The sequence below is a fragment of the Allobosea sp. genome (assembly GCF_035944895.1).
Taxonomy (GTDB): Bacteria; Pseudomonadota; Alphaproteobacteria; order Rhizobiales; family Beijerinckiaceae; genus Allobosea.
Map to the genome: position 1 here is coordinate 1,217,111 of NZ_DASZAT010000005.1, position 22,631 is coordinate 1,239,741.

18 protein-coding genes are annotated in these 22,631 nt (G+C 66.2%); 11 read left to right on the forward strand and 7 right to left on the reverse strand.

Annotation, left to right across the window (positions count from 1 at the left end; all coding sequences use genetic code 11):
• Positions 1–59 precede the first annotated feature (59 nt).
• The gene (locus tag VGV58_RS08140) at positions 60–1,037 is read right to left on the reverse strand and encodes an L-threonylcarbamoyladenylate synthase (RefSeq protein WP_326873464.1); all 978 of its coding nucleotides are present in this window, start codon (positions 1,035–1,037) and stop codon (positions 60–62) included.
• 166 nt (positions 1,038–1,203) lie between these two features.
• On the opposite strand from VGV58_RS08140, the gene VGV58_RS08145 reads away from it, so the two are divergent.
• Entirely contained in the window at positions 1,204–2,979 is a 1,776-nt protein-coding gene (locus VGV58_RS08145) for an acyl-CoA dehydrogenase (RefSeq protein ID WP_326873465.1), read from the forward strand.
• A gap of 215 nt (positions 2,980–3,194) precedes the next feature.
• Here the strand turns inward: VGV58_RS08145 and VGV58_RS08150 are convergent, their stop codons facing one another.
• On the reverse strand, positions 3,195–3,989 hold the full coding sequence (locus VGV58_RS08150) for a class I SAM-dependent methyltransferase (RefSeq protein ID WP_326873466.1): 795 nt from the start codon (positions 3,987–3,989) through the stop codon (positions 3,195–3,197).
• 68 nt (positions 3,990–4,057) lie between these two features.
• On the opposite strand from VGV58_RS08150, the gene VGV58_RS08155 reads away from it, so the two are divergent.
• Positions 4,058–4,915: an SDR family NAD(P)-dependent oxidoreductase gene (locus tag VGV58_RS08155; RefSeq protein ID WP_326873467.1), complete on the forward strand. Its 858-nt coding sequence runs from the start codon at positions 4,058–4,060 to the stop codon at positions 4,913–4,915.
• A 17-nt stretch (positions 4,916–4,932) separates the two neighbouring features.
• Entirely contained in the window at positions 4,933–5,793 is an 861-nt protein-coding gene (locus VGV58_RS08160) for an SDR family oxidoreductase (RefSeq protein WP_326873468.1), read from the forward strand.
• Positions 5,794–5,907: 114 nt separating this feature from the next.
• Here the strand turns inward: VGV58_RS08160 and VGV58_RS08165 are convergent, their stop codons facing one another.
• Entirely contained in the window at positions 5,908–8,400 is a 2,493-nt protein-coding gene (locus VGV58_RS08165) for a methyl-accepting chemotaxis protein (RefSeq protein ID WP_326873469.1), read from the reverse strand.
• Between the two features lie 220 nt (positions 8,401–8,620).
• Here VGV58_RS08165 and VGV58_RS08170 point away from each other — a divergent pair, with 220 nt between their 5' ends.
• The 5 genes from VGV58_RS08170 to VGV58_RS08190 all read left to right on the forward strand — a co-directional run bounded on the left by VGV58_RS08170 (position 8,621) and on the right by VGV58_RS08190 (position 14,783).
• The gene (locus tag VGV58_RS08170; RefSeq protein WP_326873470.1) at positions 8,621–9,610 is read left to right on the forward strand and encodes a magnesium transporter CorA family protein; all 990 of its coding nucleotides are present in this window, start codon (positions 8,621–8,623) and stop codon (positions 9,608–9,610) included.
• 37 nt (positions 9,611–9,647) lie between these two features.
• A complete protein-coding gene (locus VGV58_RS08175) occupies positions 9,648–11,426 on the forward strand; it encodes an SLC13 family permease (protein WP_326873471.1) in 1,779 nt (592 codons plus the stop codon).
• A 167-nt stretch (positions 11,427–11,593) separates the two neighbouring features.
• On the forward strand, positions 11,594–12,253 hold the full coding sequence (locus VGV58_RS08180; protein ID WP_326873472.1) for a 3'-5' exonuclease: 660 nt from the start codon (positions 11,594–11,596) through the stop codon (positions 12,251–12,253).
• Positions 12,250–13,245 carry a nucleotidyltransferase domain-containing protein gene (locus tag VGV58_RS08185; protein ID WP_326873473.1) on the forward strand — a complete coding sequence of 332 codons (996 nt, stop codon included), beginning with the start codon at positions 12,250–12,252 and terminating at the stop codon, positions 13,243–13,245. Before VGV58_RS08180 ends, VGV58_RS08185 begins: the two co-directional genes overlap by 4 nt.
• Positions 13,246–13,415: 170 nt before the next feature.
• Positions 13,416–14,783, forward strand: coding sequence for a dicarboxylate/amino acid:cation symporter (locus VGV58_RS08190; protein WP_326873474.1), 1,368 nt, complete (start codon positions 13,416–13,418; stop codon positions 14,781–14,783).
• 9 nt (positions 14,784–14,792) lie between these two features.
• Here the strand turns inward: VGV58_RS08190 and VGV58_RS08195 are convergent, their stop codons facing one another.
• Entirely contained in the window at positions 14,793–15,299 is a 507-nt protein-coding gene (locus VGV58_RS08195) for an MOSC domain-containing protein (protein WP_326873475.1), read from the reverse strand.
• A gap of 4 nt (positions 15,300–15,303) precedes the next feature.
• Positions 15,304–16,347: a cysteine synthase A gene (locus VGV58_RS08200; protein WP_326873476.1), complete on the reverse strand. Its 1,044-nt coding sequence runs from the start codon at positions 16,345–16,347 to the stop codon at positions 15,304–15,306.
• Between the two features lie 80 nt (positions 16,348–16,427).
• On the opposite strand from VGV58_RS08200, the gene VGV58_RS08205 reads away from it, so the two are divergent.
• Genes VGV58_RS08205 through VGV58_RS08215 form a run of 3 tightly spaced genes read left to right on the forward strand, consistent with a single transcriptional unit; the run spans position 16,428 to position 19,740 of the window.
• Positions 16,428–17,684: a class I SAM-dependent RNA methyltransferase gene (locus tag VGV58_RS08205; protein ID WP_326873477.1), complete on the forward strand. Its 1,257-nt coding sequence runs from the start codon at positions 16,428–16,430 to the stop codon at positions 17,682–17,684.
• 19 nt (positions 17,685–17,703) lie between these two features.
• Positions 17,704–19,110 carry an FAD-binding oxidoreductase gene (locus VGV58_RS08210; protein WP_326873478.1) on the forward strand — a complete coding sequence of 469 codons (1,407 nt, stop codon included), beginning with the start codon at positions 17,704–17,706 and terminating at the stop codon, positions 19,108–19,110.
• Between the two features lie 3 nt (positions 19,111–19,113).
• On the forward strand, positions 19,114–19,740 hold the full coding sequence (locus tag VGV58_RS08215; RefSeq protein WP_326873479.1) for a DUF4166 domain-containing protein: 627 nt from the start codon (positions 19,114–19,116) through the stop codon (positions 19,738–19,740).
• On the opposite strand, the gene VGV58_RS08220 is transcribed toward VGV58_RS08215, so the two are convergent.
• Both VGV58_RS08220 and VGV58_RS08225 read right to left on the reverse strand, forming a co-directional pair.
• Positions 19,737–20,882, reverse strand: a complete 1,146-nt coding sequence (locus tag VGV58_RS08220; protein ID WP_326873480.1) for an AGE family epimerase/isomerase — start codon at positions 20,880–20,882, stop codon at positions 19,737–19,739. The two genes, VGV58_RS08215 and VGV58_RS08220, sit on opposite strands and share 4 nt — an antisense overlap.
• A 116-nt stretch (positions 20,883–20,998) precedes the next feature.
• Entirely contained in the window at positions 20,999–22,606 is a 1,608-nt protein-coding gene (locus tag VGV58_RS08225) for a gamma-glutamyltransferase family protein (RefSeq protein ID WP_326873481.1), read from the reverse strand.
• Positions 22,607–22,631: the final 25 nt, after the last annotated feature.

Genomic DNA, 22,631 nt, shown 5'->3' on the forward strand with positions numbered 1-22,631 from the left:
CGTGCAGCATTGCCGTATCTTGCGGAATTGCAAGCGGATGTCCGGCGATAATGCCGATTTCAGCGCGGCGCGGCGGCGCGGCGCAGTCGGTCGTTGATCGCTTCGCCGAGACCGTGCACCGGGATCGACGCCACAGCGATCGTCGCCGGGCGCTGATCGTCGAGCCGGCGCATCGCGGCGAAGAGATTGGCGGCCGCCTCGGTCAGATCGCCTGACGGGCTCAGGTTGAAGGCGAGCGCGGGCAGGGCGGAGCCACTAGGCTCGCGCCCGAAGCCGAGCCAGGCTTCGCCCGGTCGTGGTGCCTCCGCATCGAGCCTGACGGCGGCGCGCGGCGCATAATGCGAGGCGAGCAGTCCGGGAGCGATCGGGGCTGCGCCGCCCTCCTCGACGATGACGAGGGCTTGCCCGATCGCCGCTTCCAGCGCCGCCCGGGGGACACCGCCCGGCCGGAGCAGGCGCGGCGCGCCGCCGAGGCAGGCGACGATGCTGGATTCGACCCCGACCGCCGTCGGTCCGGCGTCGAGCACGGCGTCGATGCGGCCGTCGAGATCGGCGAGGACATGATCCGCCTGCGTCGGGCTGATGCGTCCAGAGCGATTGGCGGAGGGCGCCGCGATCGGCCGGCCCGCCGCCCGCAGCACGGCGCGCGCCACCGGATGCGACGGCACCCGCAGCGCGACGCTGTCGAGCCCGGCGCGGGCGAGGCTGCAGACAGTACAGCTGCCGGAGGCCGGCACGACCAGCGTCAGCGGCCCCGGCCAGAACGCTTTCGCCAGCGCCAGCGCCGGCGCATCGAACAGGCCCTGGCGCCGGGCGGCGTCGACATCCGGCAGATGCGAGATCAGCGGGTTGAAGCTCGGCCGGTCCTTGGCGGCGTAGATCGAGGCGACGGCGCGGTCGTCGCTGGCGTCGGCGGCAAGCCCGTAGACCGTCTCGGTCGGCAGCGCGACCAGCTTGCCGGCGCGCAGCAGCTCCGCGGCGGCGGCGATGCCGGGCTCATCGGCGGAAAGGCGCTGGGTCTGGCGGGATCCTGTCACGGTCGCTCTTGAAAGTTCATATGTAAACTATAACAATGCCGGGATGGCATGTGCGAGACCGCGCCATCTGGCGCGTGGGCAAGCGCATAGTTCGCGGCTAGCATCGCCGTCAACGCAACGAGACGAATGCCCAGCCATGCTGCGCGGGCGCCGAGGGAGGTAAGCGATGTCGTACCGTGCTCCGGTCGAGGATATCCTGGCAACGATGCGCCATGTCGCCGGGCTCGATGCCCTCATCGACGAGGGGCTCGCACCGGAGCTCGCGGATGGCGTCACCGAGGCCGTGCTTGAGGAAGCCGCGAAGTTCGCCGGCGATGTCCTCGCGCCCCTGAATGTTGTCGGCGATCGCGTCGGTTCCAAGCTCAAGGACGGCACGGTCGTCACCCCGCCGGGCTGGAAAGAAGCTTATCACGCCTGGGCGCAGGGTGGCTGGAACGCGCTGCCGGGGCCGGAGGCCTATGGCGGCCAGGCTTTGCCGACGCTGGTGCAGTCGGCCTGCACCGAGATGTGGAATTCGGCCGCCTTCGCCTTTGCGCTCGGCCCGCTGCTGACCGTTGGCGCGATCGAGGCGCTGCATGCCCATGGCTCCGATTATCTGAAGGAGACCTATCTCGCCAAGCTCGTCTCCGGCGAGTGGATGGGCACGATGAACCTGACGGAGCCGCAGGCCGGCTCGGACCTGAACGCGCTGCGTTCCAAGGCCGAGCGCGCCGGTGACGGCACCTATCGCATCAGCGGCCAGAAGATCTTCATTACCTATGGCGATCACGAGATGACGGACAACATCGTCCACCTCGTCCTCGCCCGCCTGCCCGACGCCCCTCCCGGCACGCGCGGCATCTCGCTCTTCCTCGTGCCGAAATTCCTGGTCAATGCCGACGGCTCGCTCGGCAAGCGCAACGATGTCCGCTGCACCGGCGTCGAACACAAGCTCGGCATCCATGCTTCGCCGACCTGCGCGATGAGCTATGGCGACGAGGGCGGCGCGATCGGCTGGCTGATCGGCGAGGAGAATCGCGGCCTCGCCTGCATGTTCACGATGATGAACAATGCCCGCCTCAACGTCGCGGTGCAGGGCGTCGCCATCGCCGAGCGCGCCTATCAGCAGGCGCTTTCGTTCGCGCAGGAGCGCAAGCAAGGCACGGCGCTCGATGCGCCGAAGGGCGCGCCGATGAGCCCGATCATCGTCCATCCCGACATCCGCCGCATGCTGATGGAGATGCGCGCCAAGACGCAGGCCGCACGCACGCTCTCGCTGCTGCTGGCCGCATTGCTCGACCGCTCGCATCGCGAGGCCGACGAGGGCAAGCGCAAGGCGGCGGCCGAGCGTGCCGCGCTGCTGACGCCGGTCGCCAAGGCCTATGCCACCGATATCGGCGTCGAGGTCGCGTCCACCGGCGTCCAGATCCATGGCGGCATGGGCTATGTCGAGGAGACCGGCGCGGCCCAGCATCTGCGCGATGCCCGCATCGCCACGATCTACGAGGGCACCAACGGCATCCAGGCGATCGACCTCGTGCTGCGCAAGCTGCCGCTTTCCAATGGCGATGCGGTCAAGGCGCTGATCGGCGAGATGCGCGGCGTGGTCGCCCAGGTGCGCGAGGCCAATACGCCCGGCTTCGGCCATAGCGCGGCGCGGCTCGGCGCTGCCGTCGACTCGCTCGAACGCGCCACCGAATGGATGCTGGCGACGATGGGCATCGATCAGGCGAGCGCACTCGCCGGCGCGACCCCTTATCTCAAGCTGTTCGCGCTTGCCCAGGGTGGCACGGGTCTCGCCAAGAAGGCGCTGGCCATGCAGGGCGAGGATCAGGGCGCCGCGGCGCTCGCCACCGCGCGCTTCTATGCCGAGCACCATGTCGGCGAAGCCACGGCATTGGAGTTGGCAGTGACCGAGGGCGCCGGCGCCGTCGAGGATTCGGCTGCGGTCTTCGCGGCGTGAACGCGGAACTCTCCCTGCCGGAGCACTATCCTGCAAGGGGCTTCGCGGGAGCCGCAACCTGTCCTCTCCCCCCTTGTGGGGGAGAGCTAGAGAGGGGGGTAGTCAGCCGTGAGGCTGATCGTCGGCGATCCGACGCTCACCCGGTCACCCCCCTCCCAACCCTCCCCCACAAGGGTGGAGGGCTCCCGCGCTTCATCATCGCAGTCGGTATCGCATCAAGGGCGGACCGGCTTCCGCACCCTCATGTGCAGGAAGAGCGGTGCGATATAGGTGTCGGCGAGATAGGGCACGGCCTTGGCCGTTTCAGCATCCACACCCGGCTCGTGCATGTGCTCGATCCGGAAGCCGGAGGCGACCAGAAGGTTGACCCAGTCGCTCAGCGTGCGATGGAAGCGCGGAACCCGGAACGGCTCGACCCTGGCCTTCTCCTCGGCCGGCGCCGCGCCGAAGCGCCAGCTCTCGATCTCGCCGTCGCTGACGCGGAAATATTCACGCACTTCGATGCCGAGCACGTTTCCGGCCTCGTCCCGCATCACCTTGCGGCCGGGCGTGGCGAAACAGGGATGCAGGATCGAGAACTGCAGGAAGCCGCTCGGCTTCAGCACCCGCTTGGCCTCGGCCAGCACGCGGTCCTGATGCGGCATGTCCATCAGCGACATGAAAGCGGTGGCGAAATCGAACGAGGCATCGGCGAAAGGCAGGGCCATGCCGTCGGCGATGCGATAGTCGATCCCGAGCGGGTTCGCAGCCTCCGCCTCCTGCGCGTGGCGGATGAAGGTCGGCGCGATGTCGATCGCGGTGACGCTGGCGCCGGCCTCGGCGAGCTTGCGGGTGTTCGAACCCTCGCCGCAGCCGATATCGAGGCCGTCCAGCCCGTCGATATCGGGCAGGTTGGCGAAGAAGGCCGGGGTGTTCTGGGCATCTCGATAGAGGTCGTAACCGGCGCGCGCCTGCCGGGTCCAGGTTTCGGCATTGGCCTCCCAGCAGGCCGCGACTTCGCTCGCTTCCATGATCGTCCTCGCCGTTCGGGGGAGGGGGCTTCTAGCGGAGCCGCTCGCATTGCGCCAGCGGTATCGCCATGACCGATAACAGCCCGCAAAGGCCGCTTGCCGGCAAGGTCTGCCTCGTCGCAGGCGCCTCGCGCGGGCTCGGGCGTGGCATCGCAAGGGCGCTCGGCCAGGGCGGCGCGGCCGTTATCGTCACCGGCCGCTCCAGCGAAGCCGGCCCGCGCACCGACCAGCGCTCCGAGACCTTCGAGGACACCGCCCGCGAGGTCGAGGCTGCCGGCGGCCGCGGCGAGCCCTATCGCTGCGACCACACCAATGAGCGCGAGGTCGACCAACTCGTCGCCTGGTCGCTGCGACGTTTCGGTCGGCTCGATTGCGTCGTCGACGCGGTCTGGGGTGGCAATGAGGGCTATGATGGCGAGCGCTATCCGGATGGCTCGGCCTTCGGCGCGCCGTTCTGGCGCCGCCCGGTGGCGCGGCTCGGCCAGAGCTTCGAGAGCGGCGTCTATGCGCAGTTGCTGCTCGCGCGCGCCGTCGCACCCGCCATGGTGCAGATGCGCCAGGGCCTGATCGTCACGGTGAGCTTCGACACCGCCGGCGGCTATCTCGGCGACGTCTTCTACGACCTGTCCAAGGCGGCGATGAACCGGCTGACGCTGGCGATGGCGCAGGAGCTCAAGCCCTTTGGCGTCACCGCACTGGCCTTGTCCCCTGGCCATGTCCTGACCGAGCGCGTGCGCGACGCCGGGATGGCCGACGAGACCACCGAGACGCCGCTTTATGCCGGCCGCGCGGTCGCGGCGCTGGCCGGCGATCCGGACGTCGCCCGCCATGCCGGGCAGGTGCTGCACGTCGCCGATCTGGCGCGCGCCTATGGCTTCACCGATGCGGACGGCAGCCAGCCGGACCGGTTCATTTTGCAAGACTAATGAGGGAGGAGACCTGCATGTCGCTCAAGGGCAAGACGCTCTTCATCACCGGCGGATCGCGCGGCATCGGCCTCGCCATCGCCATCAAGGCGGCGCGCGACGGCGCCAACGTCACCATCGCCGCCAAGACGGCCGAGCCGCATCCCAAGCTCGAAGGCACGATCTATACCGCCGCCGCCGAGATCGAGGCGGCCGGTGGCAAGTGCCTGCCGCTGATGGTCGATGTCCGCGACGAGCAGAGCGTCGCCGAGGCGATCGCCAAGACCGCCGAGACCTTTGGCGGCATCGACATCGTCGTGAACAATGCCAGCGCGATCTCGCTGACCAACACCCAGATGACCGACATGAAGCGCTACGATCTGATGCACCAGATCAACACGCGCGGCACCTTCATGGTCTCGAAATACGCGATCCCGCATCTGGAGAAGGCGGAGAACCCGCACATCCTGATGCTGTCGCCGCCGCTCGATATGAAGATGCGCTGGTTTGCGCCGCACCTCGCCTACACCATGGCGAAATACGGCATGAGCCTGTGCGTGCTCGGCCTTGCCGGCGAGCTGGCGCCGAAGGGCATCGCCGTGAACGCGCTCTGGCCGCGCACTACGGTCGCGACCGCTGCGGTGAAGAACCTGCTCGGCGGCGACAAGATGGTGCAGGCGAGCCGTACGCCGGAGATGCTGGCCGACGCCGCCTACATGGTCTTCAACAAACCCTCGCGCGGCTTCTCGGGCAATTTCCTGATCGACGATAACTTCATGGCCAGCGAGGGCGTCACCGATTTCACGCCCTACCAGGTCGATCCGTCGGTGCCGCTGATGCCGGACTTCTTCGTGCCCGAGGAGATCAAGCCGCCTGAGGGCGTGAAGGGCGGCGTCTGAGCCTGCCGGAGCATTTTCGAGCGAAGTGGGAACCGGTTCGCGTGAAGAAAATGCGGCATACCGAAAGACTGTAGAATTTGCGCGCTTGGAGAAGCGCGCAAATTCTACAGGAACTCAGAACTCCTCCCACTTGCGGTCCCGCGCTCCGCCGCTCGCGACCTTGCGGGCCGGCATCGCAGCTGCGGGGGCGGGTTGTGCCTTCCGCGCCGGCGCGCGCGGAGCCGAGCGGGTCTCCGACATCGCGGCCGCGGCGAGGTTGCGCAGGCGCTCCGGCTCGTTGGTCGAGCGTGCGCCTCCGGCGATGCGGAAGGCCGCGACCAGCTGATCCAGGCTGTGGATCTGGTCGGCGAGCGAGGCTGCCGAGGCGGCGCTTTGTTCGGCGAGAGCCGCGTTAGCCTGGGTCATCTCGTCCATATGGGCGACGGTCTGGCTCATCTCGTCGATGCCGTTGGCCTGCTCGCCCGCAGCCGTCGAGATCTCGACGACGGTCGCAGCGACCTGCCGGGAGGCCGAGACGATCTGGTCGAGGACGGCACCGGCCGAGCGGACGAGCTTGACGCCTTCCTCGATCTCGCTGGTCGAGGACTGGATCAGGGTGGTGATGTCCTTCGAGGCCTCGCCCGAGCGCTGGGCGAGCGTCCGCACCTCCGAGGCGACCACGGCGAAGCCCTTGCCGGCATCGCCGGCGCGGGCTGCCTCAACGGCGGCGTTGAGCGCCAGCAGATTGGTCTGGAAGGCGATGCCGTCGATCACAGAGGTGATGTCGGTGATCTTGCGCGAGGCGGCCTCGATCCGCTCCATCGCCGCGACCGCGTCCTGGACGATCATGCCGCCCTTCTGCGCCACGTTCGTGGCCTCGTCGGAGGACGATGCAGCCACCTTCGAGGAGCTTGCGCTCGCCTTGACGGAGGCTGCGAGTTCCTCGGTCGTCGCGGCGGTTTCCTCCAGCGAGGCGGCCTGCTCCTCGGTCCGCTTGGCGAGATCATCGGCGCCCGCCTTGATCTCGCGGGCGGAGGCCGAAACCTGCGAGGTCGTCGCTTGGATGCCGCCGATCGTCTCCGAGAGGCGCTCGACCGTCTCGTTGACCGAGTGCTTCAGCTCGGCGAAGCGGCCTTGATAGCTGGTCGCGACCCGGCGGGTCAGGTCGCCCTGCGAGACCGATGCCAGGATGTCGGCGAACTCGGTCGTCGCGCCGTCGACCACGGCGTTGATCTGGTTGATGCCGTCGACCAGCTGCTGCATCTGCGCGTCGGCGCTCTCCAGACGCAGGCGCGCACTGAAGTCGCCGGCTGCTGCAGCCGCGACGACCGTGCCGACATCGCTGACCACGGCGACCATCGCTTCGGTCCGCGCGGCCCGCTCGGCTGCGGCGGCGCGCTCCTGCGCCTCCAGCGCCTGGACGCGCAAACCGTTCTCCTTGAACACCCGGACGGCGGCGGCCATGCCGCCGATCTCGTCATTGCGGCCATTGTCCATGACCTCGGCGGAGAAGTCGCCCTGCGCCAGCTGCTTCATCGAGGCGGTCAAGGCGGTGATCGGGCGCGTCACGCGGCTTTGCACCAGCCAGAGGCCGATCAGCGCGAGAACCAGCGCGGCGAGCAGGAGCAGGCCGTAGGCGACGAGCGAGCGCATCGCCGCATCGGCCTTCGCGTCGGCGACATCCGAGACGACGTCGATGGCGCGGCTCGCCACGGCGCCAAGCGTCTCGGAAGCCGCGACGATCTGGTCGCGCCATTGGTCGGGGTTGATCGAAGGCTTGCGCCCGCCGGTCACGTTGGCGACGAGGTCGGCCCGCGTCGCCTTGAAGGAGCCGCCGAAATAGGTGTTCTCGGCGGTGGTGAGCGCGTCCTTGAGCGCCTGCGGGGTGCTGGCCTGGCCGATGAGCTGCCTCACCACGCCCCAAGCGAACTCCATGCGCGCATCGTTGACGAGGACGCCATTGCTTTCCTTGGCGTCCAGCGGCCGGTCCTGCGCGACGGCGTTGTTGAGGACGATGGTCGACGATCCGCTGAGCGAGCGCGCGGCCCAGGCCATCGCGCGGACGGAGGTCAGGTTGGCGAAGCTGGCGTCGAGCGCGAGGATGCGTTCTTCCAGCGTCGCCGAGGCGGCTTCGAGCGCGGTCAGGAACTTGCCGGTCTGGGCCATGCTGGCCCCGGCCAGCTCCTTCTCCCGCGCATCCAGCGGCAGCTTCCAGTTGGCGTCGACCTTCGCCCGCAGAGGCTTCAGCGCCGCGACATGGCCGTCGATCTCCTGCGAGACGGTCTTGGCGACCTCGTAGCCGTTGCTGCGGACGATTCCCTGCGCCGTGGCGATGGCGTCGTCCAGACGCTTGCGCCGCGTCAGCACGTCGTCGATCATCCCGCCGTTCTTCTCGGTCGGCATCGTCAGCGCGCTCGCGCCATTGCCGCGCTCGTAGCGCAGGTTCTGCAGGGCCGTGAAATAGGCCTTGTTCAGGTCGGCGAGGGCGGACACCTCGACGGCGGTGCTGTGGCGCGTCCAGGCCTGCCAGAGCGCCTGCGACGAGAGCGCGACGATCGCCGCGCTGGCAAGGCCGAGCACGGTCAGGAGCATGGTCTTGATGCTGAGATTCTTCGCGGCGTCGAACATGGCAAACTCTGAAGGGAAACCGATCCGCCCGGTATCCCATGCGGCGATTGATTTTATGCTAACCACGCCGCCACGCTCGAAAGGGCCGTCCGCCGGACAGGTGAACTTCGCTGAACGCGACGTTGCCCGGAGCACGTCATCGGTTTGACACTGCCGGAGGTTTGGAGTTGGTGCAGCGCAAATCCGCAGCCCTGCTGCGCCCGATTCCGGACGACTTGCCATGCTCCTGATCCACGGCATCTGCCAGACGAGCGGCGACAAGCTCGTCCCGCGCACCCTTTCCGTCGAGGACGAGATTCCGTCCGGCGCGATCTGGATCGACCTGCTCAATCCGACCGGGCCCGAGGACGCAAAGATCGAGCAGCATCTCGGCATCTCCATCCCGACGCGGGAGGAGATGCACGATCTCGAGCCGTCCGAGATCATCTATGCCGAGAACGGCGCGCATTACATGACGGCGCGGATCATCTGCCAGTCCGACACCAATGTCCCGCGCCTCGCCGACGTCACCTTCATCCTGACCGAAAAGGCGCTGGTGACGGTGCGCTATGACGAGCCCGGCGCCTTCAACATCTTCAAGAACCGCGTCACCAAGCCCGGCGGCTGCGAGCTCGAGCCGGCCGGCGTCATCGAGGGGCTGATCGAGGCGGTCGTCGATCGCGCCGCCGAGGTGCTGCGCGGCGTCGGCGATCGCATCGACATGCGCTCGCGCCAGATCTTCGACGGTGACAGCGCCCATGTCGAGCATGGCCGCGCTTATCAGGCGGTGGTGCGCAAGATCGGCCAGTACGAGCACATCATCTCCAATGTGCGCGAGAGCATGGTCTCGGTCGAGCGCGTGCTGCTGTACCTCTCCGCCAACTTCAAGCGCACCAAGAAGGCGGCCGGCGGCTTCAACCCGGAATGGCGCTCCTCCTTGCGCGACGTCCAGGCGATCGAGGAGCACGCCACCTTCCTGTCGAGCAAGCTGCAGTTCATGCTCGACGCGACGCTGGGCCTCGTCAGCATCGAGCAAAACAAGATCATCAAGCTGTTTTCGGTCGTCTCGGTCGCGCTGATGCCACCGACCCTGATCGCCTCGATCTATGGAATGAACTTCAAGACCATGCCCGAGTTGGAATGGCAGCTCGGCTACCCGATGGCAGTCGGCCTGATGATTCTTTTCGCCGTGCTGCCCTATCTGTTCTTCCGCTGGAAAAAGTGGCTTTGACCGTGCCGGGGCGGCGGCCTTCGGATAGCTTGCCCGGATGACGTTGCCACAGATTCTGTCTTGCTCCCTGGTCGCCGCGATGATGGCGGCCTTCGTCTGGGGCAAGCTGCGCTATGACGTGGTCGCGCTCCTGGCGCTGCTCGCGGGTGTCGCGCTCGGCGTCGTGCCGGCCAAGGAAGCCTTCAAGGGTTTTTCCGACGACATCGTCATCATCGTCGCCAGCGCCCTGATCGTCAGCGCCGCAGTGGCGCGCTCCGGGCTGGTCGAGACCGCGCTTGCCAGCATCTCCCCGCGACTGCGCTCGACGCAGGCGCAGGTCGCGGTCCTCGTCTTCGTCGTCGCCGCCATGTCGGCGATCATCAAGAACATCGGCGCGCTCGCGATGATGCTGCCGATTGCCTACCAGCTCGCCCGCAAGGACGGAAAATCGCCCTCGGTCTTCCTGATGCCGATGGCCTTCGCCTCGCTGCTCGGCGGCATCGTCACCCTGGTCGGTACATCGCCGAACGTCATCGTCGCGCGCGTCAGGCAGGAGCTCGGTGGCGAGCCTTTCGCCATGTTCGACTTCACCCCGGTCGGCATCGGCATCGCGCTCGCCGGCTGCGCCTTTCTCAGCGTCGCCTATCGGCTGCTGCCGAAAGACCGCCAGGGCTCGCGTTCGCTCGACCAGGCCGTCGACATCAAGGACTACGTCACCGAGGCACGCATCCCCGAGAAGGGGCCGCTGGCCGGCAAGACCGTCGCCGATCTCAGGAAGCCGGGCGATGGCGAGGTCGAGGTCGTGGCGATCCTGCGCGATGGCGAGCGCCGCCGGGCGCCGCTGCCCGATGCCAGCCTGCGTGCCAACGACATCCTGCTGCTGCGTGGCGAGCCCAAGGCGCTGGAGCGCGTCGTCGCCGATGGCGGGCTGGAGCTCGTCGGCCAGCATCGCTCGACGCAGCGCGAGGGCTCGCTCGATCCGGCCAGAACCGGTGAGGCGATCGTGACGCAGGGCTCGCTGCTCGAAGGGCTCAGCGCCGCCGACGTCGACTTGCACGCCCGCTTCCACATCAACCTGCTCGGCATCAGCCGCGCCGGCGAGCGCATCACCGAGCGCCTGCGCGACATCCGCCTGCGCGCCGGCGACGTCGTGCTGCTGCAGGGCGACGAGGACCTCTTGCCCGAGCGCCTGCGCGAGCTCGGCCTGCTGCCGCTGGCGGCGCGCAGCCTTGCTCTGGGCAGCACGCGCCGCCGCTTCGTCACCGGATCGATCGTCGCCGCGACGGTCATCGTCGTCGCGCTCGGCCTGCTGCCGGTGGCGATCGCGTTCTTCGCGGCTGCCGTGGCGCTGCTCGTCACGCGGGCGCTGACACTCCGCGATGCCTATGAGTCGGTCGAAGCGCCGATCCTGGTGATGCTGGCGGCGCTGATCCCGGTCAGCGACAGCCTGCGCCTGACCGGCGCGACCGATGTCTTCGCAGGTTTGCTCGCGCAGGTCGGCGCCGGCCTGCCGGGCTGGGGCGCGGTCGGGCTGATGCTCGTCGCCGCCATGGCCGTGACGCCATTCCTCAACAATGCCGCGACCGTGCTGGTGATGGCGCCGATCGGTGCCGGCTTCGCCAAGACACTGGGCTACAATCCCGACGCCTTCCTGATGGCGGTCGCAATCGGCGCGGCCTGCGACTTCCTCACCCCGATTGGCCATCAGTGCAACACGCTGGTGATGGGGCCGGGCGGCTACCGCTTCGGCGATTATGCCAGGCTTGGCGCGCCTCTGTCGCTGCTGGTGATCCTGCTCGCGGTGCCGCTGATCCTCTTCGTCTGGCCGCTGCGCTGAATGAAGTGCCTATCAGAACGCGCAATTGTGGAGTGGGAGCCGGGTGATCCTATCATCGGCGCATTCTAGGTCATAAGAAATGACGCTCTGCGCTGTCTTGAAAGTGCGACTCGGATATCCTCGGAGAGCGTGATGTGCGAAAATGTCCGCGTGTAGGGTCGAACGATATGAGCCATCTAGCCGACGAGCGTCAGCGCGAAGAATTTAGCTTCGGTGAAGTTGCTCCCAATCAATCTCATGAGATGAGCTCTCGGGTGGACGCATATTTTTCAGCGGACGTTGAGACCGATGGCCCAATCCCAGGGCCATACTCAATTCTCTCGTTCGCACTTGTGTATGCTGGATCGTTCGATGGGCGGCATTTTCAGAGGCCTCGTGATTATTCAAAGCGATTTTACGTTGAATTGAGGCCTATTTCTGAGAATTTTGAAAGAGAGGCGCTTCAGGTAAATGGCTTAGATCGCACGCGGTTGATGTTGAATGGTGTTTCGCCCGAAGTCGCCATGACAGATGCTGCCGAATGGGTGAACTCTATAGCGGGAGATGCGCGCCCGGTTCTTGTTGCTTACCCTCTGAGTTTTGATTGGGCGTGGTTATACTGGTATTTTATAAGATTTTCGATGCAAGGTTCTCCGTTCGGTCATTCGCAATGCTTTGACATAAAGACTGCGCTGGCGGTGAAGGCGCATATACCAATTTCGCAGTCAAGTCGGTCGAAGGTGCCCGAAATGTTGCGTTCAAGAAGAGCGCATACTCATCACGCAGTTGACGACGCTATCGAACAGGCTGAAATATTTGCAAATGTATTTGAGTGGGGTGGACCTTGAACGAGATTGAGCGGCGACGCCTCAGTACCAGCGAGCGTTTCGCGAAGCTGAGAGAGGCTCTTGCGAATTCCGAAAAAATTTTAGAGCAGAAAGCGTGTGTTTACGCCACTGGCTCATTTGGTAGGAAAGAGTCTGGATCAAGCAGTGATTTGGACCTGTTCATAGTCGGTCGTAGTCGATCGATGGAAGATGGAACAGATCGTCCAAGTTTGAAAAGACTCGATGAAATTTGCGTAAAGGCTGATCTTATATATCAGACCCGCCAAATGGGGATACCGGATTTTGACGGGGATGGTAAATATTTACAGCATTATTCCGTAAATCAACTTACAAGATCACTGGGTACGCCGGAGGATGATGTAACAAATACATTTACGGCTCGACTCCTTTTGCTTTTAGAAAGCTCTCCATTAATTGGAGTGTCGATATATGAGGAGGTGATCGAATCCGTAATAGGTGCGTATTGGGGGGATTATCCAGATCATTCTAGTGATTTTGCTCCTGCTTTTTTAGTGAACGATATTTTGCGACTCTGGCGGACTTTTTGTGTGAATTATGAAGCGAGAACCGAAAGGGAACCCGAAGAAAAGAGGATCAAGAGAAAGATAAAAAACTATAAACTGAAATATAGTAGACTTATGACATGTTATTCTGCATTGATTTTTCTCTTATACGTCTTTGGTGAGAAGAAAACTGTATCTCCTGATGATGCCAAGCTTATGTGTGGGATGACGCCCACGCAGAGGGTGGAGCATATCGTAAAAGAGGTGTCTGACGATCGCGTGCGAGAAACATTGGTTGAGCTCTTGCGAAGATATGAAACGTTTTTAATGGCTACTTCCGTGCCAGAGGCGGAGCTCATCGAGCGATTTAGCTCCAGTCAGGATGGGGCAGATTTAAATAAGGCTGCAAATTCATTTGGGGACGCAGTGTTTGAATCTGTAAGCGCTATTGGTAAGGGAGGGCGGCTCCATCGCATTATTGTTGTGTAACGCTGCGAATGTATGGGTTGAGTCGATGTAATTGCTGGGATGGGGAAGCGAGTTTCAACCGTTCAGACAGTCGGCGTGAATGTTATCTTCAGCTTTCCGGAAGCTGTAACAGCGCCTATAAAACGGGCAGACATGTTCAGCCGCATCGCGGCGATTGACGAGCTCTTGCCATGACCACAGTGACGTCCCGAGCCGGCGCGGCGACCGCCGGCGCAAAGCCATTTTACGCGAACTTCGGCTTCCAGGTCCTGGCGGCCATGGTGATCGGGCTCGTGCTCGGCTGGATCGCGCGCAATATCGGCCCCGACGCGGCCGGACAGGCGAACTGGCTGACGACGACGCTCGCGACCACCGGCTCGATCTTCGTGCAATTGCTGCAGGCTCTGGTGCCGCCGCTGATCTTCACCGCGATCGTCGCCTCGATCAGCAATCTCCGGCAGCTTTCCAACGCCGCTGCGCTGGTCTGGCAGACGCTGCTCTGGTTCGCGCTCACCGCCTTCATCGCCGTGCTGATCGGCATCGCGCTCGGCCTGATCATCCAGCCCGGCATCAATTCCGGGGTGCTCGCCGCCAGCGCCAAGGCGCCCGGCTCGGTCGGCTCCTGGCTTGACTTCCTGAAGGGTCTCGTTCCCGCCAACATGCTCGGCCTGCAGGCCTCGACCCGGATCGATGGTGGCGCGGCGACGACGCGACTCGGCTTCAACGTGCTGCAGCTGCTGGTGATCTCGATCGTCGTCGGCGTCGCGGCGCTGAAGGTCGGCGAGCGCGCCAATGCGTTCCTCTCCTTCAACGAGTCGCTGCTGGCGATCACGCGCAAGATCCTGTGGTGGGTGATCCGGCTGACGCCGATCGGCACCATCGGCCTGCTCGGCAACGCCGTCGCGCAATATGGCTGGCAGACCCTGCAGCAGCTCTCCTGGTACGCCTTCGCGATCTATCTCGGCCTCGCCATCGTGCTGCTGATCGTCTACCCGGTGCTGCTCGTCCTGCACGGGCTCTCGCCGCTGCGCTTCTTCGCGGGCGCCTGGCCGGCGATCCAGCTCGCCTTCGTCTCGCGCTCCTCGGTCGGCACCTTGCCGGTCACCGAGGCGGTGACCGAAAAGAGCCTCGGCGTGCCCCGCGAATACGCTGCCTTCGCCGTGCCGCTCGGCGCTACCACCAAGATGGATGGCTGCGCCGCGATCTACCCGGCGATCTCGGCGATCTTCGTCGCGCAGTTCTACGGCGTGCCGCTCGGCATCCAGGAATATGTGCTGATCGCCTTCGTTTCGGTGATCGGCTCGGCCGCGACCGCGGGCCTGACCGGCGCGACGGTGATGCTGACGCTGACCCTGTCGACGCTCGGCCTGCCGCTCGCCGGCGTCGGCTTGCTGCTCGCCATCGACCCGATCCTCGACATGGGCCGTACCGCGGTGAACGTCGCCGGGCAGGCGCTGGTGCCGACCATCGTCGCCAAGCGGCAGGGGATGCTCGATCAGGCGCAATACGATCGCGCCGGCGACATCGAGGCGATCGAGGCCGGCGCGCAGACGGCCTGACGCCGCCAGCTACAGGCTGGTTGCGGGAAGCCGCTCCAGCTTGTCGCCGAGCGCGATGGTCCCGCTTTCGATCACCCGCGCCGTGATGCCGCCATGGCCCCGCACGGCGTTGTAGCCGCCGGGGCCGAAAGCCTCTTCCATTCGTGAGCAGGGATGGCATTCGCCGGTCCATGCCAGGATGGCCGTGCCGAGGCGGAAGCGGTGATCCTTCAGGGCCGCGAGGTTGATGCGTTCGACGACGATGTTGCGGCGCAGCTGGTCCGGATCGATCCGCTCCAAGCCGAGATGGCTGGCGATCGCGGCAAGATGCTCTCGCTGGATCAGCGTGATCTGCCGCGAACCGCTCCGGCCGTTATAGCGATCGCCGACAAGGCCTTCCGCCGCACTCGCCGTGGCCGTCTCGACGCTGGTCATCGCCGCGCGTCGTGCCGGTCGCAATCCGATCCAGACGACCCGGCCCGGCCGGATCGGCGCGTTCAGCAGCTCGGAGAGGAGCGATCCCGGCTGCGGCTGCACGGTGTCAGGCCATCACCTTGGTGAGCACGTCCTTCAGCCCGCCATCGCGCTCCAGCCAACCCGGAACAGGCAGGTTCTTCGAGCGCAGGAACTCCGGATTGAACAGCTTCGACTGGTAGCGCGTGCCGTAATCGCAGAGGATGGTCACGATGGTGTGGCCGGGCCCCATCTCCTTCGCCAGTCGGATCGCGCCGGCGACGTTGATGCCGGAGGAGCCACCGAGGCAGAGGCCCTCTTCCTCCAGCAGCTGGAAGCAGAGCGGGATCGCCTCTTCGTCCGGGATCTGGAAGGCGACGTCGACCGGCGCGCCCTCGATGTTTTTGGTGATGCGGCCCTGGCCGATACCCTCAGTGATCGAGGAGCCCTCGGCCTTGAGTTCGCCCGTGGTGTAATAGGCATAGAGCGCTGCGCCCATCGGGTCGGCGAGGGCGATCCTGATCTTCGGGTTGAAGTTCTTCAGTGCGATCGCAACGCCGGCGAGCGTGCCGCCGGTGCCGACGGCGCTGACGAAGCCGTCGACCTTGCCGTCGGTCTGCTGCCAGATCTCCGGCCCGGTGGTCTCGATATGGCCCTGGCGGTTGGCGGTATTGTCGAACTGGTTGGCCCAGATCGCGCCGTTCGCTTCAGTCTTCGCCAGTTCCTCGGCGAGGCGGCCGGAGACCTTCACGTAATTGTTCGGGTTGACGTAACCGACGGCCGGCACCTCGACCAGCGTCGCGCCGGCGAGCCGCAGCATGTCCTTCTTTTCCTGGCTCTGCGTCTCCGGAATGACGATCACCGAGCGATAGCCCAGCGCATTGCCGACCAAAGCCAGGCCGATGCCGGTATTGCCGGCCGTACCCTCGACGATGACGCCGCCGGGGCGCAGCGCGCCGCTCTTCTCGGCGTCGCGGATAATGGCGAGCGCGGCCCGGTCCTTGACCGACTGGCCGGGGTTCATGAACTCGGCCTTGCCGAGGATCTCGCAGCCGGTTTCCTGCGAGGCGCGCTTCAATTTGATCAAGGGGGTGTTGCCGATCGCTTCGACGACGCCGTTGCGGATGGTCATATTAGGCAACTCCAGCCATTTCCCTGCTTGCCGTCACCTGATAGGCCAAACCCGCAATCACGTCACGAGCCCAACACCCCATGTCCGCCCTCGCCATGAATGAAACGCTCACGATCGCGCGGCTTGGCCAGCGCGGCGACGGCGTCGCCGAGACGGCCGAAGGCCAGGTCTTCGTGCCTTTCGCCTTGCCGGGCGAGAATGTGCGGGCCGTGCGAGACGGCGACCGGGCGCAGGTCGTCGAGATCCTCGCGCCCTCCGCCTCGCGCATCGCCGCGATCTGCCCGCTCTTCACCCGCTGCGGTGGCTGCGCCGCGCAGCATATGGGCGAGGGGCTCTATGCCGAATGGAAGCGCCAGCAGGTGGTGACGGCGCTCTCTCGCGCCGGGCTGGAAACCGAAGTCGCTCCCATGGTCGATGCCCATGGTGTTGGCCGCAGACGCGTCACCTTCCATGCCCGCCGCGAGGATGATGGGATGCGCGTCGGCTTCATGGCGGCAGGCACCCACGATCTGGTCGAGGTCGTGGCCTGCCCGGTGCTGGCGCCGGGGCTGGAACGCGCGCCGATCGTGGCGCAGCATCTCGCCAACCGGCTGCGCTCCTCGAACAAGGCGCTCGACATCCAGTTGACCGCTTCCGAGGCTGGCCTCGATGTCGACATTCGCGGCCACGGACCGGCCGGAGACAGCTTGCGCCGGCAACTTACCGAGGTGGCCGAACGCCTCGATCTCGCGCGCCTGTCCATGCATGGCGAGGTCATCGTCGAACGGCGTGCGCCCTTCCAGCTGATGGGCAAGGCGGCGGTGACACCCGCGCCCGGCGGCTTCCTGCAAGCAACGGCCGAGGGCGAGGCGATCCTGTCGCGCCTCGTGCTCGACGCGATCCCCAAGGCGAAGCGCATCGCCGATCTCTTCGCCGGCTGCGGCCCGTTCAGTGTTCGGCTCGCCGAAAAGGCGCAGGTTTCGGCCTACGAGAGCGACAAGGCCGCGGTCCAGGCGCTGAGCCGGGCTGCCAACCACACGCAAGGGCTGAAGCCGGTCACGGTCGAGGCGCGCGATCTCTTCCGCCGGCCGCTGCTGGAGCATGAGCTCAACGTGTTCGACGCCATCGTGCTCGATCCGCCGCGCGCCGGCGCAGAGGCGCAGGTCAAGCGGCTCGCGGCCTCGAAGGTGCCTTTGGTGGCTTACGTCTCCTGCGATGTCGGCAGCTTTGCCCGCGACGCGGCGCTTTTGGTCGCAGGTGGCTATGCGCTGGAGCGCGTGACGCCGGTCGACCAGTTCCGCTATTCCGCCCACATCGAACTCGTCGGCGTCTTCCGCAAGACTGTCGGCCGCAAGTGACCAGATCTCCGGAGGCAGGATGAGCGCGCCCGTTATCGAAGCTCTGGCCGGCATCGTCGGCGCCAAGAATGTGATCACCGACGCCGACGCGATGGTGCCTTATCTCAAGGAGCCGCGCGGTCTCTTCCCCGGCAAGGCACAGGCCGTGGTGCGGCCGGGCTCCGTCGCGGAGGTTTCAGCCGTGATGAAATGGGCCAGCGAGACCGGCGTCACGGTCGTGCCGCAAGGCGGCAATACCGGCATGGTCGGCGGCCAGGTCCCTGTCGCCGAGGGCCGGGAGATCATCCTGTCGCTACAGCGGCTCGACAAGATCCGCTCGGTCGATGCCGCCGGTGACACCATGACCGTCGAGGCCGGCGTCATCCTGCAGAAGGCGCAGGAAGCGGCCGAGGCGGCCGGGCGGCTCTTCCCGCTCTCGCTGGCTTCGGAAGGCTCCTGCACGGTCGGTGGCAATCTCTCGAGTAATGCCGGCGGCACGGCGGTGATCGCCTATGGCAATGCGCGCGAGCTCTGCCTCGGCCTCGAGGTCGTCCTAGCCGATGGCCGCATCTGGAACGGCCTGCGCCAGCTCCGCAAGGACAACACCGGCTACGACCTCAAGAACCTCTTCATCGGCTCGGAAGGCACGCTCGGTATCATCACCGCCGCGGTGCTGAAGCTCTTCCCGCTGCCGGCGGCGCGTGCCACGGCCTTCCTCGCCGTGCCCGATCCGGAAGCGGCGCTCGCGCTGCTGAACAAGGCCAAGGCCAGCGCCGGCGGGACGCTCACCACCTTCGAGATCATGCCCCGCATCGGCCTCGACTTCGTCGTCCGCCATGCCAGCGGCGCCCGCGATCCGCTGTCGGAGCCGTCGCCCTGGTATGTGCTGATGGAGGTCTGCGCCCAGGCCGAGGTCGGGGTTACCGACGCGGTCGAGGCCTTCCTCGGGGAAGCCTTGGAGGAGGGGCTCGTCACCGATGCCGTGCTCGCCGGCTCGCTCGGCCAGCGCGCCGATCTCTGGAAGCTGCGCGAGATGCTCTCGGAGGTGCAGACCCATGAGGGCGGCTCGATCAAGCACGACGTCTCCGTGCCGATCCAGGCGACGCCCGAGTTCCTGAAGCGCGCCATCGCCACGGTCGAGGCGCTGGTGCCGGGCTGCCGGCCGGTGCCCTTCGGCCATCTCGGCGACGGCAACATCCATTTCAACGTCAGCCAGCCGGTCGGCGCCGACAAGGCCGCCTATCTCGCAGGCTGGGGCGCGATGAACGAGGCGGTCCACGCCATCGTCACCGAGCTCAAGGGCTCGATCTCGGCCGAGCATGGCATCGGCCGCCTGAAGCGCTCGCTCCTGCCGGGCGTCAAGGATCCGGTCGAGCTCGATTTGATGCGGACGGTGAAGGCGGCGCTCGATCCCAAGGGCGTGCTCAACCCCGGCGCGGTGCTGTAGCGCATGAGCGGACGCCGGCCGGTCTTCCAGGAGGTGCTCGGCGAGGACTGGCACCGGCTCGGCGAGGTCATCCGGCGCCACTACTTCCTGCGCCCGTTCAGCGACGATTACATCTGTGTCGAAGGGGTGATGCAGGAGGTCGAGCACAGCACCTTCGCCAAGGTGCTGTTGCCCTTCGCTCGGATCGTCGGGGCGCTGGTGCCCTATCGTGGCCGCGACGTGCCGATCGAGGTGCACTACACCGCGCGGCCCAATGACGGCACGCTGCACTGGAACCGCGTGTTCCATTTTGCCGGTCGCAGGCCGTTCCACTTCCGCTCGCACATGCAGCAGGTGGGGCCCAATCAGGTCATCGAATTCGTCCGCTTCGGCGTCGGCATGCGCCTCAGGGTGACGGCCGAGGAGGGGGCGCTGATCTTCCGCGACGAAGGCTATGTCTGGCGGCTCTTCGGCTACGATCTACCACTGCCCGTCGGTCTGCTCCTCGGCACCGGCTATATCGAGGAGCGGCCGATCGATGAGCGCAGCTTCAGCATGCGGATGACGCTGAAGCATCCGCTGTTCGGCGAGCTGTTCCGCTATAGCGGCACCTTCGCGCTTCCGGAGGAGGAGGTGGCCAGCGCGCGCTAGGACGGGACGCCACCCTTGGTGACGCGGCAGACTTCGGCGAGCGCCAGCACAAGGTGGTAAAGCACCCGGACCGGCACCCGCTCGCTGATCGGCAGCCCCCGGTCGTCGAGCTGGTTGACCCAGATACCGCTCTCACGATCGACGAAGTGCCGGAACATCAGGTGTAGATGCCGGTCGAGCAGTGCTGCGGCATCGGCATCGCTCTCGAATTCGATCCGCGCGACCAGCGCCTTCAGATACTCGGTCTGCGGCCAGAGCAGCGCAGCGCCGTTCAGCACACGCCCCGTCGGATCGACCTCGTTCACGACGAGCCGCGATGGATTGGCCGAGGCGTTGACCTGACGTTCTCCGAACGCGTGGAGCTTGCGGGCCGTTTCGCGAGCACCGCTCGAACCGGTCAACCGCTCGTGGTGATAGAGCAGCCAGGTCCACTCGAAATGATGACCGGGCTCGCGGATCAGCCCGCGCGGGCCGGGGAAGGCAGTCCAGCCCTCGTCGAAAAACTCGCCGAGCGTACCGTCGGCGTCGAGCATCCGCCCTCGCATCAACTGCACGAGCCCGTTGGCCGTCGCCAGCCAGCGTGGGTCGGGCGATACTGCCGCCAGGGCGTGGCAGGCCTCGAGCAGGTGCATATGCGGGTTCTGGCGCCGTGGCTGGGTGCCCAGCGTATCCTCGCCAAAGCCGCCGGCCGGATGCGCCAGCTCGCTGTCGAGGAAGTCCATCACCTCGCCAGCGATCGTCAGCACGTTCGTCTCGCCGGTCGCCTTCGCGAACCAGCCGAGCGCGAACAGCACGAAGGCGAGATCGTAGAAGTCGGTCTTGCCGTCGACGACCTCGCCATGCGTCGTGCAGGAATGGACGAAACGCCCGTCGGCGCCCCGGCAGACGTGAGTCAGGAAGGCGAGGCCGTGGCGCGCGGCGGCAAGCGCCCCTGGAACCCCCAGCAGATGCGCGTGGCTGAAGACATAGGTCAGCCGTGCCGTGACCAGCGTCGTACGCAGATCGCTGGCCTCGGGCGTTCCATCCGGCTCGAGATATTCGACGAAACCGGGCCGTGCCGGATCGAAGGCGCGGGCGATCCAGCCCGGCAGCAATGCAGTCGTCAGCCAGGACTGGAGATCGTCGGGGACGGGATTCGACATGCTTCCATCTCGGAGCTGCACGCGCGATTGCACGCGGCGCTGGGGCGTTCTCAAAAGGCCGGCGCGATTTCAGGTTGATACTCGAACTTGAAATCGCGAGCTCAGGGAAGTGACGCTCAGGGCGTCGCGACGTAGCCGTCCCGGCGCGGATCGCAGGCGCCTGTGAGCCGCCCTGTCGCCGGATCGCGCGACACCGCCTGCATCCCGCCAACGCGCATCGTCCAGCCGCCCTCATTGGCGAAGATGCCGTGCCCGAGCTCGGCGAGTGCCGCGATCGTCGCCGGCGCCACCCGATTCTCGACCTCGACTTCGCGTCCGTCCCAGAGCCTTGCGCGCGGGGCCTCGATCGCATCCTGCAGCGGCAGGCCGAAATCGACATGCTGGACCATGGCCTGAACCTGCGTCTGCATGATGCCGTAGCTGCCGGGCGTGCCGAGCGCGAGCACCGGCGCGCCGTCCCTGGTCGAGAGCGTCGGTGACATGCACATCGGCAGCTCCGAGCCGGGCAGCGAGCGGTTCGGGCTGCTGGGCTGGACATCGGCCCAGTAGAGGAAGTTGTTGAGGCAGATCCCGGTGCCGGGCACCACGACGCCGCTGCCGAACGGGCTGCCGATGCTCTGCGTCACGCAGATCAGGTTGCCCTCGCGGTCGGCGATCGAGAAGGAGGTGGTGTGGCCGGGGTCTTCGCCGGCCGGTGCCTGCGGCATCCATTGCTCGGTCGGGCCATCGATCGGCTTGCCGTCGCGGACCCGCGCCCGCAGCCGCTCGACGAAGGCGTCGGACAGGATCTCGGCGAGCTTCTCAGGCTTCGGATTGTTGTGGGCGATCCGGACGCCGGCAGCGAGGCGGATGGCGCGGTAGACGATGTCGAGATGCTCGGTGCCGTTGCGCTCAAGCTTGCCGAGATCGAAGCCGTCGAGGATGCGCAGGGTCAAAAGGAACTGGAAGCCCTCGCAGGCGGGAGGCGGCACATGCACCTGCCGGCCGCGATAGGCGGCGGCGAGCGGCTCGCGCCAGTTCGGCGCGACCTTGGCGAGGTCGGCCATGGTCAGCGTGCCGCCCAGCGCCTTGATATGGTTGGTGATCGTCTCGCCGAGCGCGCCCTGGTAGAGATGGCCCGGTCCCTTTGCGCCGATGTCGCGCAAGGTCGCCGCGAGCTCCGGCTGGCGCAGGATCTGCCCCAGCGCGACGCTCGTCCCGCCCTCGCGCAGATAGTTCCGCGCCCAGTGTTCGTAGAGCTTGGGCTGCTCGCGCAGCAGCGGCTCCTGCTCGTTGAACTCGATCACGCCGAACGCAGCGATGGGGAAGCCATCCTGCGCGAGCGCGATCGCCGGCGCGAAGATCTGTTCCAGCGAAAGGCGGCCATAGGCGCGGTTGAGTTCGCACCAGCCGGCGAGATTGCCGGGGGGAGCGACGGCGAGCGCCCCGCGCTCGAGCTCGGAGCGCTGCGTGAAGCGTTCGAGCGGAAAGCTCTCCGGCACGGGCGGCACGAAATCGAGGACGCGGACGCGTTTCTCGGCCGCGACCCACATGATCGCCGAGCCCATGCCGGCAAGGCTCGACATGAACGGCTCGACCACATTGAGCGCGGACGCGACCGCGCCGACCGCGTCGAAGACGTTGCCGCCCTGGCTGAGAATGCGGGCGCCGGCCTGTGCCGCCAGCGGGTGCGCGGCGGCGACCATGCCGTGCAGGGAACTCATCGTCGGGCGGCGGCCATCCATCTCGTGAGTTCCCTCTATTGGTCTC